This is a genomic window from Phragmitibacter flavus (assembly GCF_005780165.1).
Taxonomy (GTDB): Bacteria; Verrucomicrobiota; Verrucomicrobiia; order Verrucomicrobiales; family Verrucomicrobiaceae; genus Phragmitibacter; species Phragmitibacter flavus.
The window spans coordinates 59,047-81,614 of the sequence record NZ_VAUV01000001.1; the positions used below are offsets into that span (position 1 = coordinate 59,047).

Below are 22,568 nucleotides of genomic sequence, written 5' to 3' on the forward strand. Positions count from 1 at the left end.
ATACAATTGTATGGATACAGAAGATTTCCTTTAACTCCTGAATACCACGGCATTGGATGCATGTCTGATAGGTTGAGCGAAAAAAGATTCTTTAATGCCCTGTCTCTTTCAGCGGCTGTTGGAAATATCTGCTTGAAACCATCTGAGCTTCTTACGACAAAATAGTCATCAGCAGTCTTCCCAGTAAATATAGACCCGGACATCAAAAATTCGGTTACGTCAGGAATTTGAAAATGAGGGGTGTCGGGTAAACCACGATTTCTGAAATTTAGCGAGAGAGGTGCGTTTACCCATGGGGCGATCAGTTTGGAATTGGCATCCAGATACAATGACGGATCTCTGTTAAGACACCCATCAAACAAGAATACAGGCAATACGAAGATAGCCAGTAATTTTAAAGCTCGCATTTTGTGATACCTTTACGAACGTAGATGTTCCCAGACATTCCGGGAGTTTATTGTCTTCATCATGCTAATGATAGTGTAGCGTATCAAAGATCTTTTTCAAAAAAGCTGAGGTGTTCTAAGAGACGGCGACTTCATCCCTTTGGCGCTTCGCCATGTTGGACAATACCCTCTCCGATGATCACAGACGTGATCGGTGCTGCTAAGTTGTGTTCAATCGTCGTGCTTCAGCGTGATGATGACATTTCCCCTCTTGCGTCCGGTATCGACGTAGCGGTGAGCCTCCACCATCTGTTCGAACGGATAGCGCCGATCAATGACTGGTCTGAACTCTCCTGCCTCCGCCAGTCCCGCAAGAAAACGCAAATCTTCCACCCGCACGGCTGCTGGCCCGGCGATGATTTTTTTGCGGCTCGTCATCGACACCCATGGAATCTGAAGCATTTGGGGCAGCCCCGCCAAAACCAAGAGAAGGCGTCCCCCTTCCTTCAACGAACCTTTGCTGCGGGAAAACGGAGCCGTGCCGACCGTATCCATAATGACATCATAGGATTCACCATTCTGCGTGAAGTCTTCCTGGGTGTAGTCGATGACATGACTGGCCCCCAGAGTTCTCACCAGGTCCATGTTCGCGGTGCTGCACACCCCGGTGACGTCTGCTCCGAAGTGTTTGGCAAGCTGGACCGCCGCGGTGCCCACCCCTCCGGAAGCGCCATTGATGAGCAATTTCCCCCCGCTCTGAAGTTTTCCTCTTCTCAAAAAATCCAAGGCTGTCGTTCCACCAAAAGAGAGCGCGGCGGCTTCGTCGTAGGACAGGTTGGGCGGTTTGACCACCACCGCACCGTCTTGCGGCAAACATTGGTATTCGGCATGACAACCCATGCTGACATCGCTGAACGCAAAAACCGGGTCACCGACTTTGAACTTGGTGACGTCTTTGCCGACCGACTCAACCACCCCGGCCAGCTCCGACCCCAATATGGATTGCCTGGGTGTCCAAATTCCAAATACCAAACGCGTGAGGAGCCCGAAGCCAGCAGGCACATTGAGACTTCGCACCCTCCAGTCGCCTGATGTAACCGTTGTCGCGTGGATTTTGATCAAGACCTCATGGTTTTTGGGGCTGGGCTTTTCGACCTCCTTCAACTGAAGCACCTCGGGCGGGCCGTATTTTTCATAAATAACCGCTTTCATAAGTTAGCTTTTCGACCTTGAGGGTGATTTGAACGGCTGTCATCCGTGTTGTCCATCGCTTTAGATCAGGCGACGGAGAGCGGGAAGCGTTGATGACACGACCGATGCCATACGATCCGTTGCCTGCATCCGTTTTGTTTGCCGTTGTTTGGTGATTCAGCCATCGAATCTTACCTCTGTCACCCTCAAGTCAGAATCAAGTCCGAGATCAACATCAAGGTGGTTGAAGGCAGCTGTTCCGGAATACCACAGATGCGCGCTTCCATCGGCGTAAAAGCAAACCAGCCGAAGAGACAGTTCAGAGAGAAGGTCCTCTGAAGTCCTCTTCCATCGGTCGCCGAAGTATGCTTGATGCTTGTGATGGATTTCCGTTGCGAAATCTCTGAGCATTCGGGTCTCGTGAGCCATCAGGAGATGCCAGGCCGCCTCGCTCATCTGAAGGAAGTCTGCCCAATCGAGCGTCCTCTCCGAATCGCCAACTAATGCCACCTCAATCTCGTTTTCTGGGTGACCTCGATAGACGCCGTCAAGAGTCGACCACTCCGGTAGCTCATTGTCCCAAACGAACTGCTCAAAGATCTGGCTATGGGGCACGGGAGGCATCCGTTTTCGGGGAACGTCGCCGCTCAGCCGCCGAGCGAAGCGATGTTGGCTGGACCGGCTGTTTCGGCGTCTGTATTTATTATGTTCACAAGTTGAAATTCATATCCGATAAACTCGAAACCATCTCCGGGATCATTGAAATACTGAACATGGTCGGCCCTGAATTCTTCGGCAGAGTTGTTGGTTTCCCCTCTCCACAACCACTCTGGAATATTATCCCACTGGCACAGACGAATCGATGTCATTCGAATCGTGCATCGGGGTATTCTGTGAGAATCGCAAACGGTATAAATCGATCCAACTTCCAAGGCGCTGTCCCATTCATCCACTTTGCCCTGTTTCTGTATCCATTCCGCACTCGCTCTCTTGCGACCTTCAATGATCTGGGCGACAAGGCGGTCTGAGGTGAACGACATTCGATTGGATTCTTTCATTTGTTTTTGCTACGTCGAAGTAATGGCAAACCCACTAGAGGGAGCCAGGGCGCGGGAATGGCCGGATGTCCCCCATCGGGAAAAAGCGCAATGGCGCTCTGACAAGTTCGTAAACGTGGAGCCATGTCATATCGCAACAATTTTCTGCACAACGTCAAAGAGATGGCAGGCGAAGCCTTGCCATCCTCGTCTTGTTCGCCCTCCGTTCTGTCGTGGTTTCCATCATGGACGAATCAAAATGTAACATGGAGAACGCCAAACTGGGAAGGCGAAACTGCTCGGAGCCAATCACAACGAATCCGATGTGTCTCTCCCGGGAGCGCCCCGTAAGCGGCTCGGTCGTGGCCCTGCTCGGACGAGAGCTCGGCCAAAGTAGTATCGTCGGGAGTGTGGGACTCAAGATGGCCGAGCAAATCCTGCGCGAGTTGATGGTCTAATGTGAAATAGTGAGCGTCCTTCGATGTGGCATCACCGAAACGTTGCTGAAGCGCATCAGGGACCTCCGTCAGAACATAAGCCAGCAAGTAGTCAACCATTGCAAATCCGGAATGGGGAAAGTCGTGCTGAGCGTCCGCCTGCTCGCCAAGGAACTTCCAAAGCGGACGACCGGGAGTTTCGACACTTTGAGAACCGAGCAATCCAAACAAACGGGGCTTCTGTGTGATGATCGTCTCCGAAGCCTGCGCCGTAGCGTAGGAGTCCTTCTTGTGGATGGGTATCAGATAAAATGTGGCGATGCTGGACATGGATCGTGACGAAGTTTGGGGCGAACGTCCCGGATCAGATGATGGCCGAGAGGGAAGCGTCGATGACACGACCGATGCCATACGATCCGTTGCCTGCATCCGTTTTGTTTGCCCGGGTTTGGGCGTGCTTGGTTTCAGATCATTGGAGAGGTTTTTCATATCGGATCATGAGGCAGAGCCCGGCCAGTGGGGCTGGTCGATGTCACTGCTGGCCTGATGATTGCTGCTGAATCTGCATTCCGGCAAAACCCGTGCAACGCTGTAGAGGCCGAATCGTCCGGGGAAATCATGCTGGGCAACCAATAGCGGACCATGTCCACAACGTGGGGGTGAGTGGTGCACCGCTCCCCCAGAAGGCGAAGCGTCTAGCGAGGGCCGAGCTTGGTGACGGCGAACTGACACCATGCCTTCGTCCGCTGGGAGTCTGCATGTGTGATGGCAACGAATGCGGTCTGGGAGATGGACAATGACTCTCCTGAGTTGTTGATCGCGGATGTAGCCAATCGTGTGGGAATCGGCGGCAGGTGGGACCAATGGCAAATGAAGCACACACGCTCCGCAGAATCAGCCTGCCAAAGCCCAACCAAGCCAAACCAAGCCAAGATGCTGTGGAAATCCGCCTACTCCATCCGGTCATGCATCAACTCGTCTGGAGGCCCATTTGGCATAGCGTGCGGTCTTGGGCGAACGATTGATGCTACTCACGGACGCCCGGGGCGCGGCTTCTGCTCTGCGGGAGGCGTGACGGGGGCAGCCGTTGAATCGACCGGCTGGTTCGGCTCCGTCGCAAGGCCCTTGTAGGACGTCCAAGGAGCCTCAGCAATTCCAGTGACGAAACAGCTCACTTCGAGCAGCAAGTCGTCTTTGTATACTATCCGAACCCCCTCAACAATTGGTTGCCTCTTTAGTGGTAACTCTTCTGGCAGTCTCAAAACGTATTTGGTGGCACCCCCAGTATCAATTCCTTCGCCGAGCAGGAGTTCGATTTTCTCTCTTTTGCCGAGCAGGAGCACAACTCGTTTTAGGCGACTTGCCTCAATCACCAATGTAGGCGCTCCTGGAGTCGGATCCTGACGTGAGGTCGTTTCTGCGCCTGCGGATAGGGCGACCATTCCAGTAAGCGCGAGATAGGCGATGATGTTCATTGTTGTGTTTTTGCCGAACGATGGGACCTGGCACCGCTACCGGGAGCGCCCCTCCGCTTCAGGTTGAGGTTTGTCGCCACCCTCCGACTTTGTCTGGGAGCGGGTAGCGGGTTGTCCAGTGCCGACTTCTTCTGCTTTCTGTTTTTTGAGTTGAGCCAGCGCTCTTTCCAAGATCGTTGCATCCAGCTTCTCTTCCTTGAAGCCCTTGATGGTGTGCTCCAGATGCTCAATGGCCTTTAAATACTCGACATAGCGGAAATCTTGATGCTTCGCCTGATCCACGGGATAGCGCTTCGCTGTCACTTCCTGAGTCTGATCCCAATAGACGACAACCTTGATCGGATAGTCACGATCAGCTGCGCCGCCATGCGAATCCCATTGCCACCACTCCATGCCAATCAACTCGTATGCGGCTACCTGAGGACCGAACGCTGAATAGGGAAGTATCACCTCGGCAGCCCGCAGTGGAACGGCTGCGAGCACGAGGATCAGCGAGACGATAATGCTCTTCATTTTGTAGCCGAACGAATAAGCCAACCATGGCGGGGAGGAAAGCCCGAATTCAAATTGAGAGATCAGCAAGCGCTTGGCCTTCATCAAACGCTTCCGCCTTCCAGTCTGCAAAGCTGGGAGCGGCCAAAAGGAAAAGGAGCAGGAAGGGGAGCATCGATTTCATTTCTGGAGCGAACGTTAAAGTGATGGCGCACCCACTAGCGGGAGCCAACATGGATCGCGGGGTGAAGGTTGAAATACGGTGGGAGCATCGACAACAGAGGGGCTAGTGGGTGTTGCCCTGCACGGCTTGTTCGCTTTTTGTATTTAAGCGCCAAAACACATGCGCCCCGATAAAGGCTGTGAAAATCGAGATACTTGTATGAACAAATGCATACGTCAGAAAGGGAAATCCAACGTGCGAATCAACCTGCTCAAACGGAGCAACAATACCAGCGCCCAGAATAAGGTAGGAATGAATGACTCTGACAATTCCGATCTTGGAATATTCGATTGGGATCAACGAGGTCGAGATGAACACGATACCAAAAATGATCCAGAAAGCCTTCCGGGAATTCTTGGCCGTTTTTTTGATGCTTATCACAGCCAGAATTGCAGACAGGACGAGCAAGGCAGCTATTGCACTTAGGTAGATCATTGTTTAGCGAACGTTAAGTGGGTGGCATGGGCGGCGCAGGACTCATAGAGCGAAGCGAAAGAGGGAGCTTATCCGCCGTTGCCACCCACGTCGTGTTCGGCATCCTGTTTATGATTTTCTTGTTTCTGGATGTGTCAAGGGAACAGGGGCATAAAACAGGTTCTTGGAACTCACGAGAACTCGATAAATCCAAAAGAAGGCGATCAGTTGGAGGATGCCGGCCACTATCGATGCGATGGGCCATTGTGAAATCCCCGCGAGAATTCCAAGCGGCGCAGAAAGAAACATGAGCCAACAGAAACACAACGCGACTACACGAGCATCCCGCGAGAGTCGGAGCAGGCCAAAACCAACCCACAACGGAACGCCGACCATCATCAACCCGAGAAACGCAAAGATGATCGTTGGGCTGGGTTCTGCCCGCATGACCACATTCATCATGGTGGGCACCTGCATGAAGAGGATCACCACGGAGATCAGGATGAAAGCAGTCGATACCACGATGATTGAGCGTGTTGGCTTCCTATGCAGTGTCCTTTTTTCTGCCGAACGACTCGGATCAGGCGACGGCGAGCGCAAGACGTTGCTGCCACGACATATAGCCTTCGCGCCGTTGCCTGCATCCTTTTTGTTCGGCCTCGGTGTCATGTGTGGAATCAATCAGCGGTATTGAGCTGCTGCTTCCTGCTGGGCACGAAGACTCTGAAACAGACCCAGATCAGAACAAACACACCCGCGATCTTGGCAAGGGAGAGTTGCCAGTTCACTCTCAAGAACGGTTCCGACGTGGGGCCATACGAACCACCAGAGGCGAAGAACTCCTGATCTGTCCATGAACTGGAAGCTCTCCCAGTTAGCTGCGTAGGGGTCGGCGGGTTCCAGTATGCCGACACAGGAGGGGTAAATGAATCGGTGAATCGTTCAACGGAGACTGGCGGATGAAAATCTGCGCTGGCTGACTCACACTCGACTATCCAATCCGCGCGAAACAATTTCCACACCACCAACGAAAGGAGCACCAAGATGGTAAGTCGGAGTTTCATGGGTTGGCCGAACATACAGATAGTCTGCAGTTTTGCAGCCTAACTCCGGATTCTCAATAGTGGGAGTGCAGGATTTTTATCCAAAATAGGGCATTAGGCTGCGAAAATGCAGGAATATCCCGGACTATTGGGGTTTTCCTTCAGGACAAGTTTTATTTGTGCCGGGATCTGCGGTGGATTTTGTCGAACGAACTTTTCAGGAAGCGGGAGGGTGGGAGGTGAGTTGCCTGAGGTCAAGTCTGCGGCGGGTGGGGATGTTGAGATGTCGGCCAAGGATCCGTCAGCGTATCGTGACAATTGGAAAATCTGGGACGACCGCCATTTGACTTGGTATCGAGTCCCGTGCTGTGAAGCTTTAACCGGCCAAGTCTCGCGGGCCTCGTTGGAAGGCGCTGAATGAAGATGATGATGTTTGAAGGCTGCTACGGGCTCTTTTGGACGAAATGCAATCCATCCTGACTTCATCAGGTGTGGTAAAGGTGATCTACCATTCCCCCGCCTTCCCCACAGGCACCACCAAAACCCCGGCTCCATCCGATTCATTACGTGATGAATCCGATAACCCACCACGCTTTGGCCGAACTGTTAGATCAACATCCCTCCCCCTGCCTTTCACTCTATCAGCCAACCCACCGGCACCACCCACTCAATCAACAAGACCCCATCCTTTTCAAAAACCAACTCAAGGTTTTGGAAAATTCCCTCCACCACCAATCGAGCGAAAGCGAAATCGCCCAACTCCTTGAACCCTTCCACAATCTGGCCAACGATCGCGAATTCTGGAATCACACCTCCGATGGACTCGCCGTCTTCGGAAGTGCCGGCTTCTTTCGCGTCTACCACCTCCAGCGCACGGTCTCACCTTTTGTCGTCGTCGCCGACAGCTTTCATACCAAAGCTCTGCGGCGGATTCTGCAATCGGTGGATCGATACCACGTCCTCGCCCTAAGCCTCGACCACATCCGACTTTTCGAAGGCAACCGCGACAGCCTTGATGAAATTAGCCCTGCCCCCGGAGTGCCACTCACGCTGACCGAAGCCCTCGGCGAGGAGTTGACCGAACCCCATCAAACGGTCGCCTCCTACGGCGGCAGCGGCGGCACCAGCACCCCCATGCATCACGGACATGGGGGACGCAAAGAGGAAACCGAAATTGATGCCCAGCGCTTCTTCCGCGCCATCGACAAAGCCATCAACACCCACCATTCCCAAGCCTCTGGCATGCCCCTCATTCTTGCGGCACTTCCCGAGCATCACGGGCTGTTCAGACAACTCAGTCACAACCCGGCGCTGCTCGCCGAAGGCATCAAGGGCGACCCCAACAGCATGAGCCCCAGCCAACTGCGTGAGAGCGCATGGCAAATCATGGAACCCGAACATCAAGCCCGCTACATCCAACTGGCTGAATCATTCGCCAAATCCAAGGCCAGGGGAAGTGGCCTCGAGGATCTCACTGAAATCGCCGAAGCAGCCCAACAGGGACGCGTTGCCACCCTTTTGATCGAGGCCGACCGTCAAATCGCCGGACGCCTTCATCCCGGCAGCGGAAATGTGCACTTCGACGATGCACCCCAAGTTCACGGCGACGACCTCCTTGATGACTTGGGTGAATTGGTCATCCAACAGGGAGGTCGCGTCTTCGTGCTCCCCTCCGTCCACATGCCTTCCGACACCGGTGCGGCCGCAAGCAGCCGTTACTAACCCCTGCGGGATGGACGGGCCTGCAACCATTCATTCGGGTCACCTCCCTCCCTCCAAGTCAGACCGGAGTGGCACCTCAACACGGAAAAACGATTGGAGCGTTTGGCCAGCGCTTCGGACTGCGGGCGCAAGACTTCGCTCATGCGACAGACGACCATCTAGCCGTTGCCATCAGGTTTCGGCAGGGTTGGGATTCCGCGGGAGCCACCCCATTCGTCATGGGAAAAATGGAGAATTTTGCGTCCTTTAGATCCGATCAGATAAAGATCCCAGAGTGAAGATACTGCACAATCCGTCATCCGCCGGACATACTCAAATTCGGCCTTCGTCGCCAGGTGAGCGGGAATCTCGTCAAGCCATCGAGTCTCCCCAACTTCTGCGCGGATCGCCCGAAAGTCCTCTGCGCGATCCAACGAGGGCCATACTCCCCAGCCGGTGATCCAAACCAGAATCCGTGTATCAGTAGCGAAATGGGCAACTCGCTCCGCAGCGGCTGAAACGAGCTCCAAGGTATTCTTGGGTAGTTCAAACGGGTCTGTGAGGATGGCGCTCGAAGGGCCGGATCGCGGTTCGAGAGGGACTCCGAGGTTGCGACACCACTCGGCGGCTTCCTTGGTTGTGAGTGACTTCATTTTTGACGGAGCCATAGCAACGTTCCGGGCCAGACATGCGGACCCTGTGCTATCGCATTCATGGGGAGCTTGAACCGCATTGTCGGTAGCCGCTGGTTCGTATCCGTTTTCATTGGTAACCGAGCTTCCATGGTTCTTTTTGGATCGTGGTGATATCGCCGATAGCCAGAAGGCTCCAGAGCTCAATAATCTTCGCTTCACTGACTCCCCGCATGTGTCGCTCGCCTCCGTCTTCAAGGTGTTCGAATATGACATAACCGTTTCGAGATACCGACATACACCATTCGGATTCATGAGTGACTGCGACGGATCCATGCTCGGTGTCTTGCTTTCGATCATCTAGCTCGCGCAATAACGTCGGCAGGACCGAAACGTCGTCCTCCCGATCCTGGGCACCATAACGATGAGTGATAATAAATGACATGTTTCTTTTGCAACGTCAAGGCGACTCACGGCGGGACGCCGTTGAGTCCGCCGTCATGTTCGAAGCTTCTTTGTCTTTCAACGTGTCGTAATACTGCAACATCAGTCTTTCGGTCCGATATCCGCTACGGGAGTCGATCCAATACTTGAGAGAGAGAGCGGCCTGCGCCGCAGTCAGCACAAACATGAAACCAAACATCCCGCCCAGCGCCAATCCGCCATAAAACACACTCCGATCACTTGGCATATCGGCTGCGACTCTCTGAACGAGACCGGCAAAACTAACGAGGCAGCAGAATAAGGCAAGAAACAGTGCGGGCCAAATCCAATGCATCCGCCGAATCATGCGATCATGCCCACGAATCTTTTCGACATATTCTTCATCGTGCAATGGTCGTTTGTGAAATGTCATTTTACTTCGAACGTCTAGCTCATCCACGCCGGGGATGGAAGCCCGAATTCAAACTGGAGCGTTACCCGCCGTTGGATGGAGCGTCTCGCCTTCGTTATTTTGTGGTGCGTCATATTCTCAGTCCCACCAGAAATACCAACGTGTGGAATGCCGCAGAGCCTTAGCAAGCGTAGCGACAGAACCAACTCCCTGATCTACGATGTCCGAACAGTAGAGATACTGTTGCCAAGCCAACTCCAACGCCTGAGTGTCGTCGGCTGGCGGCCTCGCAACCGTGAACTCAATGACATCAGATGACAAAGTGGCTATCTCCGCCCCAAAGCGATCTCTCCAGTAACGAGCCATAGCCGTATGAACATGCGGCGACGGACAAGCGTTCCAGTCCCCGAAACGAAGAAAGATAGGAACAGCAGATGAATCGGCAGTAGGGATAGTGGCAATGAACACCTCGGACTTCGGGCGTCCACGATGGTCGCTCCCAATGGTCAGATGGGTCATAGGCGCGGTGCCATCTGGATGAATCTCGTCCTGACTCGCATCAAGCAAATACTCGTCCTCCTCCTGCCGACGATCAGCAAACCACTGCTCAGGAGAAAGCTCAGAGGACCGGGCAAGCTCGGCATCGTGATCAAAAGGTTCATCCCATAGCTCAATCAAACGCTCCGCACTCTCTCTGTCCCCGATAATGACAGGAATGGTGCCCAGTGATGCACCAACAGACCTGATGCGCAGCAAATCGGACTCAATGTGATCACCAGAGAGTCGGGTAAGTGGGAACGGGTAGTCAGCTAGTGTGTCTTCCGGCATGGCGAATGGTGTTGTTGGTTGGGCGAACGTTGCGCATCACTCGCCCGAAGGAGCTTTAGCGACTGAGGGTTGAGTGCATGCGCCTTGTTCGACATTTTGTCTTCTAAAATAGGCGACAACAGACTTCTTGCGAAAGAAAAACCAATAAACTATTCCAGTCCAAATAACCGGTCCAATCCAACCATAGGGCTGAAAGCGGTCCGGCATCCACAAGGAGTAAAATGGTAACACCACAGTTGCGGACAGAAGAATGAATCGAATAGGGCGCCAGGCACGATAAAATGAAATAGCCAATACTATGAGAGATATTCCAAACCCAACCACGAAATAAGCTGCGCCAGTGGACCAGAGGTAATATAATGAAAGATGATTTCCTTCTCCGTCACGCCATCCCGGGAGAAACGCGGACAGAATCGCGAAGGGACCTAATGCCAGCCCAACTATGGTGATGCCTTTCAAGGTTTCCGGCATCATCCTAAATTGGCTGCGAATGGAATTCATTTGTTTGTCGAACGATAGAGTGGATGCACCGGCGGTGGGAAGCTCGATTTCAACTTGCAGGCTTATCGCCGGTTGCATCTCACGGCTTGTTCGCCTTGTTGGGTTGATGCGTCATGGCCGGAATCTGCTCTGAGTAGAAGCAAAGGGAAAGTCTCACAATCCCCGAAAGGTCGAGTGAGATCGATGGCATGGACAATCAGTGGACCACGCACAATCCGGGTCGCCCAACCCCTGCACCGTGATGAGTCCACCGCATTCATAGCAGTGCTGGTCCACAGGAAAGTGATTCTGGAACTCAGTCAGAGCAATCAAAACACGGTCCTCTCGATCACCGAACCCCGGAACCTGCGTCGTAATGTGAGCAAGCAGGGCGAGTCTGTCCGACGGCTCAGATGATGGTTCTATCACGGGCATGGTTCGGTGTTCTTGAATTTTGGCGAACGTCGAGGCCTGGCACCCGCTACCGGGAGCGCCCCTCCGATTCAGGTTGAGGGTTGTCGCTACCCTGAAAATCCAACTCGGAGCGGGTAGCGGGTTGCCCAGTGCCGGCTTGTTCGCCTTTCGGTGGTTCTGGAAGATGATCCCGAACCTTGCTCTTGAAGGAGTGAGGTATTGGAGATCCACTCTCATCTGGTCGTGTCCCGGGAAAAACGTCAAAGCGATTAGGGATCGGCAACTCGCCTACTCGATTGAATCTATACCCATTCATTGTCAGATGGGCAGCTTCCAACACAATCGGCACATACTCGGCACCCCCCTTGAACATGGATCGAGTCGTCTTAGTCAACGGGTATCGCAGAATTCCATCTTCGTGGAGCCAATACTGAAACCACGAAATCATAAGCCCCATATCGGTCTGCTGCTCGTAAACGCAGGTGCTGTCATCCACTACGTGCCATATGCACTCTGGGGGGCTGGTCGGAACGCTAGAACCTTTGGGAAGGCCAATCCATGTTCCGATCAGTGATGTTGCAGTGGTCATTGAATTCTTGGCGAACGACAAAGCGCTGGCACCGCTGGGGCGGGGATGAGCGTCGAGACGGGATGGCGGATTAGAATTAAAGAAAGCATGGCCGACAGAGCAGCCCCAGCGGTTGTCCAGCCGCGCCTTGTTCGCCTTTGGTGGTTCGAGAGATTTGGTCATGGCGATGTAGGAGCCTGAGCTACAAAGACGCGCTTGGCTGGATCCCATCGGCACACCTGCTCATACTTGCGCGACGGGATCGCTCTACCCTCAATGTCAGTGATCTGAATCGAACCACTCAGATGTATGCTGTCAAACTCCTCACCCGATGGTCTCTGATACTCCACTGCTAGATGGTCGCCATCAAAGCGGGCCTCGCCGTGCTCGGGGACTGCAAACACGGCAGAAGCGTCCCAATAACGTCCTCGCACGGTCGTCTCGAGCAAGAGTCGCAAGGTCCGACCATCAAGCTCCCAAACGCGAAGAGAACCGTTCCCCATGTATGTGCTCTCAATAACCTCCAAAACGGGCTTCATCGTCTGTTTCAGTGGAATCCAACGAAACCGCACGACGTAGTGGCCGCGAAACTCCTCATATGAATCTGGGTATGAATACTGCCAATCGATATCCTCTCCACTCCGCTGATAAATGAAGAGTCGTCCCGACCATTGAGGCTCTCTTTCGCAATAAACTGCCACGATGTCGTGGTGATCGAGGCAGCGGACGAACGTTGCCGATGGAGTCGAGCCGACAATCTCAGCCAAGGTCTTGGGAACTTTGGTGGTGTCAGGTCCATCCACCGCAATGAGAGCAGATGCAAACAATGCTATGATGGTGGCTCGCAGAAGCATGGAAGTAGGGGCGAACATCTTCAGTCAGACACGGAGGGGCGCAGCCCCGGAGTTGTCTGTAGTGATCTGGTTGGGCTCCGTTTTCATTCGAATAACTCAATGACGACTCCATTACCAACAACCTTCGGCCCTTCATGAATTGCGAAGTGACTGCCGATCGTCAAATCTCGATAGTCGAGTCCCGGCGTATACATGAGCTCAAAATCCACCACCCTCTCTTCTTTGGGATATACGAACTCCGGACAGCGAACTGCTCTTACGCCAAGCCATTCCGTCTTTCCGGCAACGACGAAATGTGGTGCGTAACCTTCATTGAACGGTCCTGGCCGACCGCCTTCTTCTTCGGCCTTCATTTTGATGCGCGTGCGAATTGTCGGCTTCATTGTTTTTTGCCCAACGATAGAGTGGATGCACCGGCGGTGGCGAGCTCGAATTCAACTAGGGACGTTATCGCCGGTTGCATCTCACGTCTTGTTAGCCAATTCTGATTTGGTGACTCCACCCGATGTTGAGCATGTCTGACGCGAATGACCAAGCGCCGATCCCCTCAGGGTTCGGCCCCTTAATGCTGTAGAGCCCGTGCTGAGTTCGAGAAAACTTTTGGAATGCCTCTCGAACGGTATTGGAAATCAGTCCTTCGTCTCCATCTACTTCTGACCACTGTTGTTCGGAGTCCCTCCAGAGCATGAACCGCTCGTTTTTGGGATTGCTGAATCGAATGTCGACGCCTTCCAGCTTTACGGGTCCTTCAATGCCGGCTCCCGGAAGGCTCGACACGGTCAGGGATTCGAATCTGAGGCACAGTTCCGTCGGATTCTTAGCAGTCACCTCGAATGGGTCATCACTCCATTGGATTAGATCGAAGAGTTCAGAGTCCATTTCTATGGCTAACGGAGAGCACATCCACCCCTACCAGCGGGGGCGGAAGTTGATCTCGGGGTGAGGGTTGGAACTACAGGAAAACATCGAAACTGGGCGGCTGGTAGGGGTTGGATGATGCGGCTTGATAGGCCTTCTTTTTGGTCTAGATGCGAGTCGCGGCTTCAAACAGTCCATCTGCCTGATTGATAATGTCGCCTACCACACCCGTCCAGATCGAATTCTGCGTGTCCTTGAATACACGAAAAATCCCCGTCTCCCCATTGTATTCGACTCCTCGTGGCTCAATAAAGGAAAAGACAGCCCAGCTCTGGTGACCATCGAAATCAAACCTTGTTCTCCACTGCGGCTTGAGTCCCTCGATGATGTAGAATGCGGCTTCATGTGGCGACGTCCCGAGGGACAGCTCAATCTCGAATGCGTCTCGCAATACTTCAGGGATAGCACTCTCAAATCCCCTCTTCGCGACGGACCGATGATCGCTGCGGATCGCTTCGCATTCGTAGCACCCCGCGGATACCTCATTGATGACGATGGTCCAACGCATGGTTCTCTCTATTCTCGGCCTATCATACAGATAGTCTGCATTTTTGCAGGAAAATCTACAGCTCTATAGTCTGCAATTTTGCAGACTAATTCCGGATTCTCAATAGTGGGAGTGCAGGTTTTTGCCCGAAATAGGGCATTAGGCTGCGAAAATGCAGGAATATCCCGGACTATTGGGGTTTTCCTTCAGGACAAGTTTGATTTGTGCCGGGACCTGCGGTGGATTTTGTCGAACGATTCTTTCAGGAAGCGGGAGGGTGGGAGGTGAGTTGCCTGAGGTCAAGTCTGCGACTTGGGGGATGTTAAGGTGTCGACTGAAGTTTAGTGAGTGTCGACCTGGGTCAACTTTATTGCAGGGCCCAACCTCGTGTGATGGCTCGACTCGATCAGGAATTTCCTCGCCACCGCTCCCGAATTTTTGCATCATTGACCCATGCGCCTCCTCACGCTTCTCTCCCTCTTCACCACTGCCGCCTCCGTCTCCATGCCCCTCGCTGCCCAAAAACCTGCGTTCGTTCCCAATTACGACGAAGCCCAGGCCAACTTCATTGCCATTCCGGATGTCCTCACCGCCACCGACGGCAGCAAAATCACCACCAGGGAAGCCTGGCTCGCGCAACGCAAACCCGAACTTCTGCAACTCTTCGCCACGCAAGTCTACGGCAAAACCCCCGAGGCCGAGGTCCCCATCCGCGTCGAGACCGTCGGAGCCGACAAACCGATCCTCAATGGCAAAGGTGTCATGCGTCAGACCATTCTCCACATCGGACCTCAAGGCGAGGTGCAGGCCCAGATCCTTCTCTTCCTGCCCGCCAGCACCAAGGAAAAGTCCACGCCTGTTCCGACTTTCGTCACGCTCAACTTTTGGGGCAACCACTCCGTTTCGACCGATCCCGACATCCTTCTCTCCACCTCCTGGTTTCGTGACAACAAAGAAAAACACACCGTTAACAACCGCGCCACCGAGGCCTCACGCGGCACGGGCGACGACCGCTTTCCCATCGAAGCCATTCTTGATCGCGGTTACGCCGTCGCCACCGCCTACTACGGCGACTTCGATCCCGACTTCGACGACAACTTCCAAAACGGCATCCACCCTCTGTTCTACCGCGACGGCCAGACCAAACCCGATCCCGACCAGTGGGGCAGCATCGGTGCCTGGGCCTGGGGCCTCAGTCGCATGGCCGATTATTTGATCACACTTCCTGAAATCGACCAAACCAAACTCGCCGTCCTCGGACACTCCCGACTCGGCAAAGCCGCCTTGTGGGCCGGTGCGCAGGACGAACGATTCACTTTCGTCATCAGCAACAACTCGGGAGCCGGTGGTGCCGCGCTCGCCAAACGCATCTTCGGCGAAACCGTTGGCCGGCTCAACAGCGCGTTTCCGCACTGGTTCTGCGACAACTACAACCAATACTCCCTCAACGAAGCCGCGCTTCCCATGGACCAGCACGCGCTCATCGCCCTCATGGCCCCGCGCCCGGTTTACATCGCCAGCGCCACCGGAGACCAATGGGCCGATCCCAAAGGCGAGTTCCTCGGCGGCAAACTGGCCGAACCCGTCTACGCGCTCTTCAACCTGCCCGGCCTCGGCGTCGAAGAACAACCCGCCCCCGATATGCCTGTCGGGAAAACCATCGGCTATCACCTGCGCACCGGCAAACACGACATCACTCCTTATGACTGGGACCGCTACATGGACTTCGCCGACCAGCATTGGTCCGCCTCGCCCAAGTAGCGGTTGACCCAGCATCAACCACCGGCACCGGTCGTCCAAACCTGCACTGGATTTTCCGCAGGCTTCAGCGTCTTCAGATAGTCATAGATCGCGCCCAAATCCTCCTCCGTCATCCCCGCATACATCGTCCAAGGCATCACCGTCTGCATCTCGCCCTTCATCATGTCCACTGCCGCAGGTTCATAAGTCCCCGTGGCAAACGCCTTGAACCGTGCCACAAACTGCTCCTTCGACCAGGCACCGATCCCGGTTGTCAGATGCGGGGTGATGTTGCTCGACCTCAATTGCGCCCCGCCCGGCATCGCAAACACAAACCCACCCCCAAACGGCTCACCCACCGGCTTGCCTTTTTCCGCCTTCGTGTGGCAGTCCGTGCAGGCCGCCAGCTTTGTCAGATACGCGCCATAAGCCACCGTGTCCGACTTGGCCGGCACTTCTTCCAGCGGCTGCGCCGGTTTGGGCATCGTGTGCATGATCACACTCACCGGAAAATCCGCCTTCGACAGCTCCGGACTGCTCACCATCGGTGGCAGGCTGCGCAGATACGCGATGATGCTATACACATCCTCCGTCGCCATTTCCCCGTAAGCCGGATAGGGCATGATCGGAAACATCGGACGCCCGTCTTTGCTCACGCCACTGGTGATTGCCCGGTAGATCTCCCCATCGCTCCATGATGCCAGCGCATGCGGCGTCACATTCGGTGCCACAAAGGTCCCGGGAAAACCCATGTTCTGGTCAAACCGCTCGCCACCCACGCCCAACGTGCCCGCCACCAGCGGGGCACTAAAAGCCGACCAATTTCGGGTGCTGTGGCAATCCATGCAAACCCCCACATGATTCGCCAGATACTCTCCCCTTTTGACGCGCTCTGGAGTCACCTCCACTTTGATGTCCTCCTTAACCGCCACATTGGGCAGGAACTTCGTCACATAAGCAAGCAACCCGGCCACCAGAAACACAAACAAAACAACCAGCGCTCCGACAAATTTTAACAGCTTCTTCATAACTTTGGGTGATGATCTAACGACAGGCACAAAACATCTCTCATCCGGGAAACGCATGCGGCAAGACGCATTGTTTGTGCCTGCCCGCCTTCCCGTGACAAGACGATTCAATGTTACCCCGTTTCATTGGGTCTGCAAAGGCGTAGCTCCAAAAGCCATGAAAGTCAGCCGTGGCCAGGTTCACTCTCTCACTCAACGGTCCAACCCCAAAAATTGCCGTTGCGCCTTCTGCCCGGTGACTTAAATCGATACCGCACATCGCGTTCCGATGGAGCCGCTTCAGCACACGACGCCTGCCGACGTTCCTGCGGTTCATCACCTCACCTCCGAGTGCACACCATTCGAAACATCCATCTTGAAAACACTGCTCGAAACTCATGGGGTCCACCTGATCGGCGACTTCTCAGGCCGCACCGCCCTCTCTCAAAGCGGACGCGACTTCATCTCGGCGGTTGAGCAAATTGGCTGCCCTCTGGAAATTCTCGACCTGCCGCTCGCGCCCGACCGGATGCCCGCCTCTGGACGTTTTTCGGATGGCGAATTCCACTACCAAAAGCCCCAATCTCCCCTAAGTGTCATCCTTTGGAACAGCGACATTTACATGGACCTCGTCCGCGAGCTCCCTCTTGAACTTTTTGAAAACCGCCGCATCATCGGGGTTTGGTATTGGGAAACCGAGCAAGAATTGCCGGAATTCCATCGGCGCGGTTATGATCTCGTCGATGAAGTCTGGGCGACCACCCGGTTCATCGCCGAAAGTTTCCGACGCCATTCACCCGTTCCCGTCCATCAATATCCCCCCCTCAACACGCCCCTCCATCCTCCCGCCCAAGACCAGTGGTCCCTCCCCGCTGGCATCGACAACGACCGCTTTGTCTTCCTTTTCAGCTTCGATTTTCGCAGCGTGGCACGCCGCAAAAATCCCGAAGGACTCTGCGAAGCCTTCATTCGCGCCTTTCCCGAACCCGCCGCCAACGGCCCGCTCTGTGTTCTCAAAAGCATTGGCGGCGAAGGCAGACATGCCTTGGAACTGCTCGAGTTGCAGACCCGTTACGCCGACCGGGCCGACATCCTTTTTCTCAACGGCTATCTGCCGGTCGAACAACGCGACTCCCTGATGGCCCGCGCCAACTGCTATGTGTCCCTCCACCGCTCTGAAGGCCTCGGTCTCACCCTCATGGAGTGCATGTCCCTGGGCAAACCCTGCATCGCCACCGGCTACTCCGGCAATCTGGAGTTCATGACACCCGAAAATTCCTGGCTGATTCCCTACAAAAAAGTCCCCGTTGGCACCGGTGCCGCTCCCTATCCACCCGACCACACCTGGGCCGAGCCCGATGTGAACGCCGCCGCCGCCGCCCTCCACGAAGTCTACACCAACCCTTCCCTTGCCGCGGAAAAAGGCCTCAAAGGCCAGCAAACCATCCTTCAGGACTACCGCCTCAACTCCGTCAGCCGTCGTGTCGAAGAACTCCTGGAATCCTCCCTCGCCCAGCCCATCCGACCCAAACCCGCCCTTCGCAGCATCTCCTCAACCTCGGACGATCACGCCCTCCTCAGCGGCCGCGAACGCGCCTACCATCTTCTCCGAGAGTGCAAGGCCCTCGAAGCCCTTGCCAGAAACCAGCGAAAATCCTTAAGCAAACGCCAGTTGTCGCCCGAGGTGTCAGAACTGATCGGCACGCTGCAGAAAATCACCAAACTCCAACACCAAATTCAATCCGAAACCCTGCGGGATCTCGGCGATCTGAAACAGCGACTGAAGACCTATCACTCCGGCACTTTAGACGACCTCATGCGCGACCGCGACCTCACCACCAGCATGCTCGCCCAACTCGCCAAACGCATCAGTTCGCTCTGAAGTAAAATTCCTCCTGAGCTTCCTTTCCGCGATCACCGCACCTGCGATCTCACTTCCGGAAGCGCAGCCGCCGCTGCACCGAACTCCAAAACCTCCGCCAGCCGCCCCTTCGCCGCTCGTCCCGCTCGTTGACCTCAAGCCTCAGCACCTCCACCTTTCGCTTCAGCGCCTCCTTCTTGCCAATCTCCACCTCCAGCCTTCGACGCAGATGCTGCAGCTGGGCCTCGTGTTTTGAAACCACGGGAAACTCCCTAAAAAACTTCTCCACCTCCGGCAAATGCCCCTCATCCCACCGGCTGGACAACGTCACAGCCGCCGCCCTCAATCCAGTCACCGGTGCCACGGGCTCCCACCGGGCCAGCCTCTCTTCATACAGATCCAACATCCTTCCCGCCGCCACTTCCACCGAATCAACCTCCCCCCTCCGCAACTCCGCCCCCTCACCCAACCGGCTCAAAACTCCCGCTTCCAAAACCAGCGTTTTCATCAATTCCGCCAGCCCCTCCACATCCCCCGGCGGCACCAGCGATCCGTTGACCCCTTCCGTCACCAAATCCGGCAAGATCCCCGTGGCAAAACCCGCCACCGGACACCCGCATGCCAGCGCCTCCATCGCCACCAGCGGCCCCGTGTCCTCCAACGTTGGACACCAAAAAACATCCGCCTCCCGATACTCGGTCGCCAGTTCCACCGCCCGCAGCGTGCCCAACATCTGCACCGGAACCGGCAAGCCTTCCAAAAACGGGGATGCCGCCTCTCCGAAAGCCCTCAGTTCCACTGCCCCCGACGCCACCGCCGCCGCAAACGCCTCCGACTCCATCGCCCGATTCAACGCCCGCTGCAATTCAGCCAACCCCTTGCGCCGCTCTCCCAACACCTGGCACCCAAACAACCACCGTTGCTTTCTTCTTGTCCCTCTCTGCGGACTGATCCGGCGTGTTTTTACCCTGAAGACATCCGCAACCGCATACCTCAATACATGCAGCTGCTCCGCATCAAACAACCCACTCGCCAGTGCCTCGCGGGCCACCCATTTGCTCGACGCAATGACCTGGACCCGTCGAGATCCATACGCCTCATTCAATCGCAACCGCTCCTCCCGAACCATCGCGTGCAAACCCTCGTCCGCCTGCGGACAATTTGCACAATCGGTCTCGAAACCCCGGCACCCCGCTGTGAAATGACAAAAGCCCGTAAAATGCCGCTGATCATGCAAGGTCATGAACACCGTTTTCCCCGCCGCTTCCAGCAGCCGCACCACCTCCGGTCGCAAAAAAGTCGCCACCCAATGCAAATGCACCACATCCGCCTCCGCCACCCACGGATGCTCCAGCAAATCCACCACCACCGAAACCAGCGACACACAAGTTGCACCCTCCGGAAGGTTCCCGTTTAACCGCTGCGTGTGAAAGCGGTCGGCCATCTCAAGAAGGTCCGACCTCACCACCGAAACCCTCGCGTCCGGCACTTCGCAATGCCTCACCACCACCCGGCTGTCCACCCCCAGACGGCACAGACCATCATGCAAACCCCACATCGCCAAAGCTGCCCCGCCAGCACGGTCCGAGCTCGACACATGCACCACCCTCAACCCCGAACCACGCCGGGTTTCAGTCTCTTCCGCCATGCTCATCAAACGCGGCGCGCCCCCAAAAAAAGAGATTCCGGTTTGCGCACCCTGCCCTGCTCATCCGTGTCCAGTTCATACCCCGCAAACCCCTCAACCCACGACCCCCCCGCCCCGCAAATTCGCCCCTCATCAAATCCCGCCTCTAACAACAGCTTCGGCAACGAAAGCCGGTCATACATCCACTGGTGAACCTCCCCACCCGTCCTGAATCGACCCACCTCTTCAGCCGTCGGCAGGCCCTCCGTCGTCCTCTCCGGCTCCAGCGTCAACCTCCCCAGCGCATCCCTCACCTCCTGTCCCAACCGTTCCACCACGAACGCATGGGCAGGCATCGGACACCGACTCCAGTAGCGCATCATCTCCCCCCCGGGCCTGTGCCGCCCCAGCTGGTCCACCATCTCAATCGTCATCCATTCGTGAATGCGGCACGACTCCTCATCGCCCGCCAGCCCGCGTTGCAAATGCTCCAGATAAAGCCTCGCCGACCCCTCCATATCCGGAACCACCACCCGCAGCACTCCGCCTCCACCCAACACACGACGACACTCCGCCAAAAACCCCGGCACCACCTCCCGCGGCAGATGCTCCAGCACGTGTGAATGGTAAACCGCCTCACAACTTCCGTCTCCAAACGGCAGCCCTTCCACCGTGAAATCATGCGCCACCACCTCTTCTGAAAACGGCACCAGATCAAGGTTCACCCAATCCTCATGAAAACGCCGACCACACCCCAGGTTCAGTCGGTAATGCCTTTTCAAAACCTTCCCAAACCGACAATGCCCGCTCTCCGCCCCCTCCACCATCACCGCATCTTCAAACGGCAAAACCTCACGCCAGCGCTCCATCAAATCCGCCAGACTCATCCCCGAATCCACCAGGCAAGACGTCTGCACATGCAACAATCCCATTACCTCAACCACCTCTTCATCTGCCCTGACCGACCTCACCGCGCGCGACCCTCGACTGTAACGAGACACCACTCCTTCCAACAATCCCCGCACCCCACCACCCTCATCTCCCACCACCACGAAATCCCCCGCCATATCCATCTGGCAAACGCGTCGTCCCACCTGCCAGATGCGGTGCAAAGCTGCATCGTCCAGCAAAGTATCCACCCGCACCCGCCGCGCCAGTTCGCGAAATGACCCTTCTCCCATCGCCACCTCTGGCAGTTCTTCCATCCATTGATTCAACAAACGCCGCGCGGGTTCATGCCCGGGATTGAGCGCCAGCTCACCACGCAACGCCCTGCAAGCCTCGACCAGCTTCCCCATCCGCCACATCGCATAACCCCGCAAATACGCCGACGCCGGACGCGACTCCGACTCCGCTTCCTCCAACACCCGCTCAAACTCTCCTCGTTTCAGCGCCGCCACCCAACCCTTCAACTCCGGTGTCTTCTCCTCCATCGAAAAACGTCCCCACTGGGTCCGGCACAACGCCATGGCCCCACCTCCCTCCATGGCATCCCACTCCACCACGTGACGATTCTGAAATCTTAACACCACCCTCCTCTCCTCCACCTCGTGCCAACCCATCCACACCACTGCGTCGCCTTTCTCCATCACCGACTGAAACCTCTGCACCCACGATTTCACCACTGCTCCCGACGCCGACTTCGCGATCACCATCCACGGACGTCGCGCCCGCTGCTGCTCCTGTTCAGTCCCCATGCCATCGCTCATCACCCGCACCTTCAGCTTCAGCTTCAAACCAAAAACCTTGCCCATCTTCGCAAAAAGATTCACCTCATCATCGCTCCAATTCCCGCCCCCCTCGCCCAACAACCAGAGCTCGCGCGGACCCATCACGCGAATCCGTTCAAGACAAAACCCCACGCTCCAATTGTCCATTTGGGTCATCGTTGATTGCATTTTGAATTCAAATTTAGCCT

General features: G+C 55.5%; 23 protein-coding genes. 3 read left to right on the forward strand and 20 right to left on the reverse strand.

The annotated features are described in order from the left end of the window. Positions 1-617: 617 nt before the first annotated feature. The 9 genes from FEM03_RS00270 to FEM03_RS00310 form a co-directional block, all read right to left on the reverse strand. A complete protein-coding gene (locus FEM03_RS00270; protein ID WP_138084169.1) occupies positions 618-1,598 on the reverse strand; it encodes an NAD(P)-dependent alcohol dehydrogenase in 981 nt (326 codons plus the stop codon). A gap of 156 nt (positions 1,599-1,754) precedes the next feature. Then, on the reverse strand, positions 1,755-2,201 hold the full coding sequence (locus tag FEM03_RS00275) for a hypothetical protein (RefSeq protein WP_138084170.1): 447 nt from the start codon (positions 2,199-2,201) through the stop codon (positions 1,755-1,757). A 23-nt stretch (positions 2,202-2,224) separates the two neighbouring features. Next, a complete protein-coding gene (locus FEM03_RS00280; protein ID WP_138084171.1) occupies positions 2,225-2,635 on the reverse strand; it encodes an ASCH domain-containing protein in 411 nt (136 codons plus the stop codon). 233 nt (positions 2,636-2,868) lie between these two features. Then, positions 2,869-3,381 carry a hypothetical protein gene (locus tag FEM03_RS00285; protein WP_138084172.1) on the reverse strand — a complete coding sequence of 171 codons (513 nt, stop codon included), beginning with the start codon at positions 3,379-3,381 and terminating at the stop codon, positions 2,869-2,871. Between the two features lie 701 nt (positions 3,382-4,082). Continuing rightward, complete coding sequence (locus FEM03_RS00290) at positions 4,083-4,526, reverse strand: hypothetical protein (RefSeq protein WP_138084173.1); 444 nt, start codon at positions 4,524-4,526, stop codon at positions 4,083-4,085. Between the two features lie 36 nt (positions 4,527-4,562). After that, positions 4,563-5,123, reverse strand: a complete 561-nt coding sequence (locus FEM03_RS00295) for a hypothetical protein (RefSeq protein ID WP_166442510.1) — start codon at positions 5,121-5,123, stop codon at positions 4,563-4,565. 181 nt (positions 5,124-5,304) lie between these two features. Beyond that, positions 5,305-5,676, reverse strand: coding sequence for a hypothetical protein (locus FEM03_RS00300; protein ID WP_138084175.1), 372 nt, complete (start codon positions 5,674-5,676; stop codon positions 5,305-5,307). A gap of 108 nt (positions 5,677-5,784) precedes the next feature. Beyond that, complete coding sequence (locus tag FEM03_RS00305) at positions 5,785-6,177, reverse strand: hypothetical protein (RefSeq protein ID WP_138084176.1); 393 nt, start codon at positions 6,175-6,177, stop codon at positions 5,785-5,787. Between the two features lie 155 nt (positions 6,178-6,332). Then, entirely contained in the window at positions 6,333-6,719 is a 387-nt protein-coding gene (locus FEM03_RS00310) for a hypothetical protein (protein ID WP_138084177.1), read from the reverse strand. A 549-nt stretch (positions 6,720-7,268) separates the two neighbouring features. Here FEM03_RS00310 and FEM03_RS00315 point away from each other — a divergent pair. Next, the gene (locus FEM03_RS00315) at positions 7,269-8,420 is read left to right on the forward strand and encodes a baeRF3 domain-containing protein (protein ID WP_138084178.1); all 1,152 of its coding nucleotides are present in this window, start codon (positions 7,269-7,271) and stop codon (positions 8,418-8,420) included. Between the two features lie 741 nt (positions 8,421-9,161). Here the strand turns inward: FEM03_RS00315 and FEM03_RS00320 are convergent. The 8 genes from FEM03_RS00320 to FEM03_RS00355 form a co-directional block, all read right to left on the reverse strand. Further along, positions 9,162-9,476 carry a hypothetical protein gene (locus FEM03_RS00320; protein WP_138084179.1) on the reverse strand — a complete coding sequence of 105 codons (315 nt, stop codon included), beginning with the start codon at positions 9,474-9,476 and terminating at the stop codon, positions 9,162-9,164. A 15-nt stretch (positions 9,477-9,491) separates the two neighbouring features. Beyond that, positions 9,492-9,722 carry a hypothetical protein gene (locus FEM03_RS00325; protein ID WP_138084180.1) on the reverse strand — a complete coding sequence of 77 codons (231 nt, stop codon included), beginning with the start codon at positions 9,720-9,722 and terminating at the stop codon, positions 9,492-9,494. Positions 9,723-10,004: 282 nt separating this feature from the next. Further along, entirely contained in the window at positions 10,005-10,694 is a 690-nt protein-coding gene (locus FEM03_RS00330; RefSeq protein WP_138084181.1) for a DUF4253 domain-containing protein, read from the reverse strand. Positions 10,695-10,730: 36 nt separating this feature from the next. Further along, positions 10,731-11,273, reverse strand: a complete 543-nt coding sequence (locus FEM03_RS00335) for a hypothetical protein (protein WP_138084182.1) — start codon at positions 11,271-11,273, stop codon at positions 10,731-10,733. A gap of 1,062 nt (positions 11,274-12,335) precedes the next feature. Further along, on the reverse strand, positions 12,336-13,010 hold the full coding sequence (locus tag FEM03_RS00340) for a hypothetical protein (RefSeq protein WP_138084183.1): 675 nt from the start codon (positions 13,008-13,010) through the stop codon (positions 12,336-12,338). 83 nt (positions 13,011-13,093) lie between these two features. After that, positions 13,094-13,393, reverse strand: a complete 300-nt coding sequence (locus FEM03_RS00345; RefSeq protein WP_138084184.1) for a hypothetical protein — start codon at positions 13,391-13,393, stop codon at positions 13,094-13,096. Between the two features lie 91 nt (positions 13,394-13,484). After that, positions 13,485-13,889, reverse strand: a complete 405-nt coding sequence (locus tag FEM03_RS00350) for a hypothetical protein (RefSeq protein ID WP_138084185.1) — start codon at positions 13,887-13,889, stop codon at positions 13,485-13,487. Between the two features lie 145 nt (positions 13,890-14,034). Then, a complete protein-coding gene (locus tag FEM03_RS00355) occupies positions 14,035-14,436 on the reverse strand; it encodes a hypothetical protein (protein ID WP_138084186.1) in 402 nt (133 codons plus the stop codon). 432 nt (positions 14,437-14,868) lie between these two features. Between FEM03_RS00355 and FEM03_RS00360 the strand changes: the two genes are divergently transcribed. Further along, positions 14,869-16,176: a glucuronyl esterase domain-containing protein gene (locus tag FEM03_RS00360; protein WP_138084187.1), complete on the forward strand. Its 1,308-nt coding sequence runs from the start codon at positions 14,869-14,871 to the stop codon at positions 16,174-16,176. 14 nt (positions 16,177-16,190) lie between these two features. On the opposite strand, the gene FEM03_RS00365 is transcribed toward FEM03_RS00360, so the two are convergent. Further along, the gene (locus FEM03_RS00365; RefSeq protein WP_138084188.1) at positions 16,191-17,183 is read right to left on the reverse strand and encodes a c-type cytochrome; all 993 of its coding nucleotides are present in this window, start codon (positions 17,181-17,183) and stop codon (positions 16,191-16,193) included. A gap of 355 nt (positions 17,184-17,538) precedes the next feature. Here FEM03_RS00365 and FEM03_RS00370 point away from each other — a divergent pair, with 355 nt between their 5' ends. After that, positions 17,539-19,044 carry a glycosyltransferase family 4 protein gene (locus tag FEM03_RS00370; protein WP_166442511.1) on the forward strand — a complete coding sequence of 502 codons (1,506 nt, stop codon included), beginning with the start codon at positions 17,539-17,541 and terminating at the stop codon, positions 19,042-19,044. Between the two features lie 49 nt (positions 19,045-19,093). Here the strand turns inward: FEM03_RS00370 and FEM03_RS25465 are convergent, their stop codons facing one another. Next, entirely contained in the window at positions 19,094-20,671 is a 1,578-nt protein-coding gene (locus tag FEM03_RS25465) for a glycosyltransferase (protein ID WP_166442512.1), read from the reverse strand. Between the two features lie 5 nt (positions 20,672-20,676). Further along, a complete protein-coding gene (locus FEM03_RS00385; RefSeq protein ID WP_166442513.1) occupies positions 20,677-22,527 on the reverse strand; it encodes a methyltransferase domain-containing protein in 1,851 nt (616 codons plus the stop codon). Positions 22,528-22,568: the final 41 nt, after the last annotated feature.

Bases quoted from the DNA above. Each gene is read 5' to 3' on its own strand.
- FEM03_RS00365 (WP_138084188.1), bottom strand. From the start codon at position 17,183: ATGAAGAAGCTGTTAAAATTTGTCGGAGCGCTGGTTGTTTTGTTTGTG.
- FEM03_RS00270 (WP_138084169.1), bottom strand. From the start codon at position 1,598: ATGAAAGCGGTTATTTATGAAAAATACGGCCCGCCCGAGGTGCTTCAG.
- FEM03_RS00325 (WP_138084180.1), bottom strand. From the start codon at position 9,722: ATGCCAAGTGATCGGAGTGTGTTTTATGGCGGATTGGCGCTGGGCGGG.
- FEM03_RS00320 (WP_138084179.1), bottom strand. From the start codon at position 9,476: ATGTCATTTATTATCACTCATCGTTATGGTGCCCAGGATCGGGAGGAC.
- FEM03_RS00285 (WP_138084172.1), bottom strand. From the start codon at position 3,381: ATGTCCAGCATCGCCACATTTTATCTGATACCCATCCACAAGAAGGAC.
- FEM03_RS00310 (WP_138084177.1), bottom strand. From the start codon at position 6,719: ATGAAACTCCGACTTACCATCTTGGTGCTCCTTTCGTTGGTGGTGTGG.
- FEM03_RS00360 (WP_138084187.1), top strand. From the start codon at position 14,869: ATGCGCCTCCTCACGCTTCTCTCCCTCTTCACCACTGCCGCCTCCGTC.
- FEM03_RS00315 (WP_138084178.1), top strand. From the start codon at position 7,269: ATGAATCCGATAACCCACCACGCTTTGGCCGAACTGTTAGATCAACAT.
- FEM03_RS00340 (WP_138084183.1), bottom strand. From the start codon at position 13,010: ATGCTTCTGCGAGCCACCATCATAGCATTGTTTGCATCTGCTCTCATT.
- FEM03_RS00290 (WP_138084173.1), bottom strand. From the start codon at position 4,526: ATGAACATCATCGCCTATCTCGCGCTTACTGGAATGGTCGCCCTATCC.
- FEM03_RS00350 (WP_138084185.1), bottom strand. From the start codon at position 13,889: ATGGACTCTGAACTCTTCGATCTAATCCAATGGAGTGATGACCCATTC.
- FEM03_RS00335 (WP_138084182.1), bottom strand. From the start codon at position 11,273: ATGCAACCGGCGATAAGCCTGCAAGTTGAAATCGAGCTTCCCACCGCC.
- FEM03_RS00345 (WP_138084184.1), bottom strand. From the start codon at position 13,393: ATGAAGCCGACAATTCGCACGCGCATCAAAATGAAGGCCGAAGAAGAA.
- FEM03_RS00280 (WP_138084171.1), bottom strand. From the start codon at position 2,635: ATGAAAGAATCCAATCGAATGTCGTTCACCTCAGACCGCCTTGTCGCC.
- FEM03_RS00275 (WP_138084170.1), bottom strand. From the start codon at position 2,201: ATGCCTCCCGTGCCCCATAGCCAGATCTTTGAGCAGTTCGTTTGGGAC.
- FEM03_RS00300 (WP_138084175.1), bottom strand. From the start codon at position 5,676: ATGATCTACCTAAGTGCAATAGCTGCCTTGCTCGTCCTGTCTGCAATT.
- FEM03_RS00330 (WP_138084181.1), bottom strand. From the start codon at position 10,694: ATGCCGGAAGACACACTAGCTGACTACCCGTTCCCACTTACCCGACTC.
- FEM03_RS25465 (WP_166442512.1), bottom strand. From the start codon at position 20,671: ATGGCGGAAGAGACTGAAACCCGGCGTGGTTCGGGGTTGAGGGTGGTG.
- FEM03_RS00385 (WP_166442513.1), bottom strand. From the start codon at position 22,527: ATGGACAATTGGAGCGTGGGGTTTTGTCTTGAACGGATTCGCGTGATG.
- FEM03_RS00355 (WP_138084186.1), bottom strand. From the start codon at position 14,436: ATGCGTTGGACCATCGTCATCAATGAGGTATCCGCGGGGTGCTACGAA.
- FEM03_RS00295 (WP_166442510.1), bottom strand. From the start codon at position 5,123: ATGAAGGCCAAGCGCTTGCTGATCTCTCAATTTGAATTCGGGCTTTCC.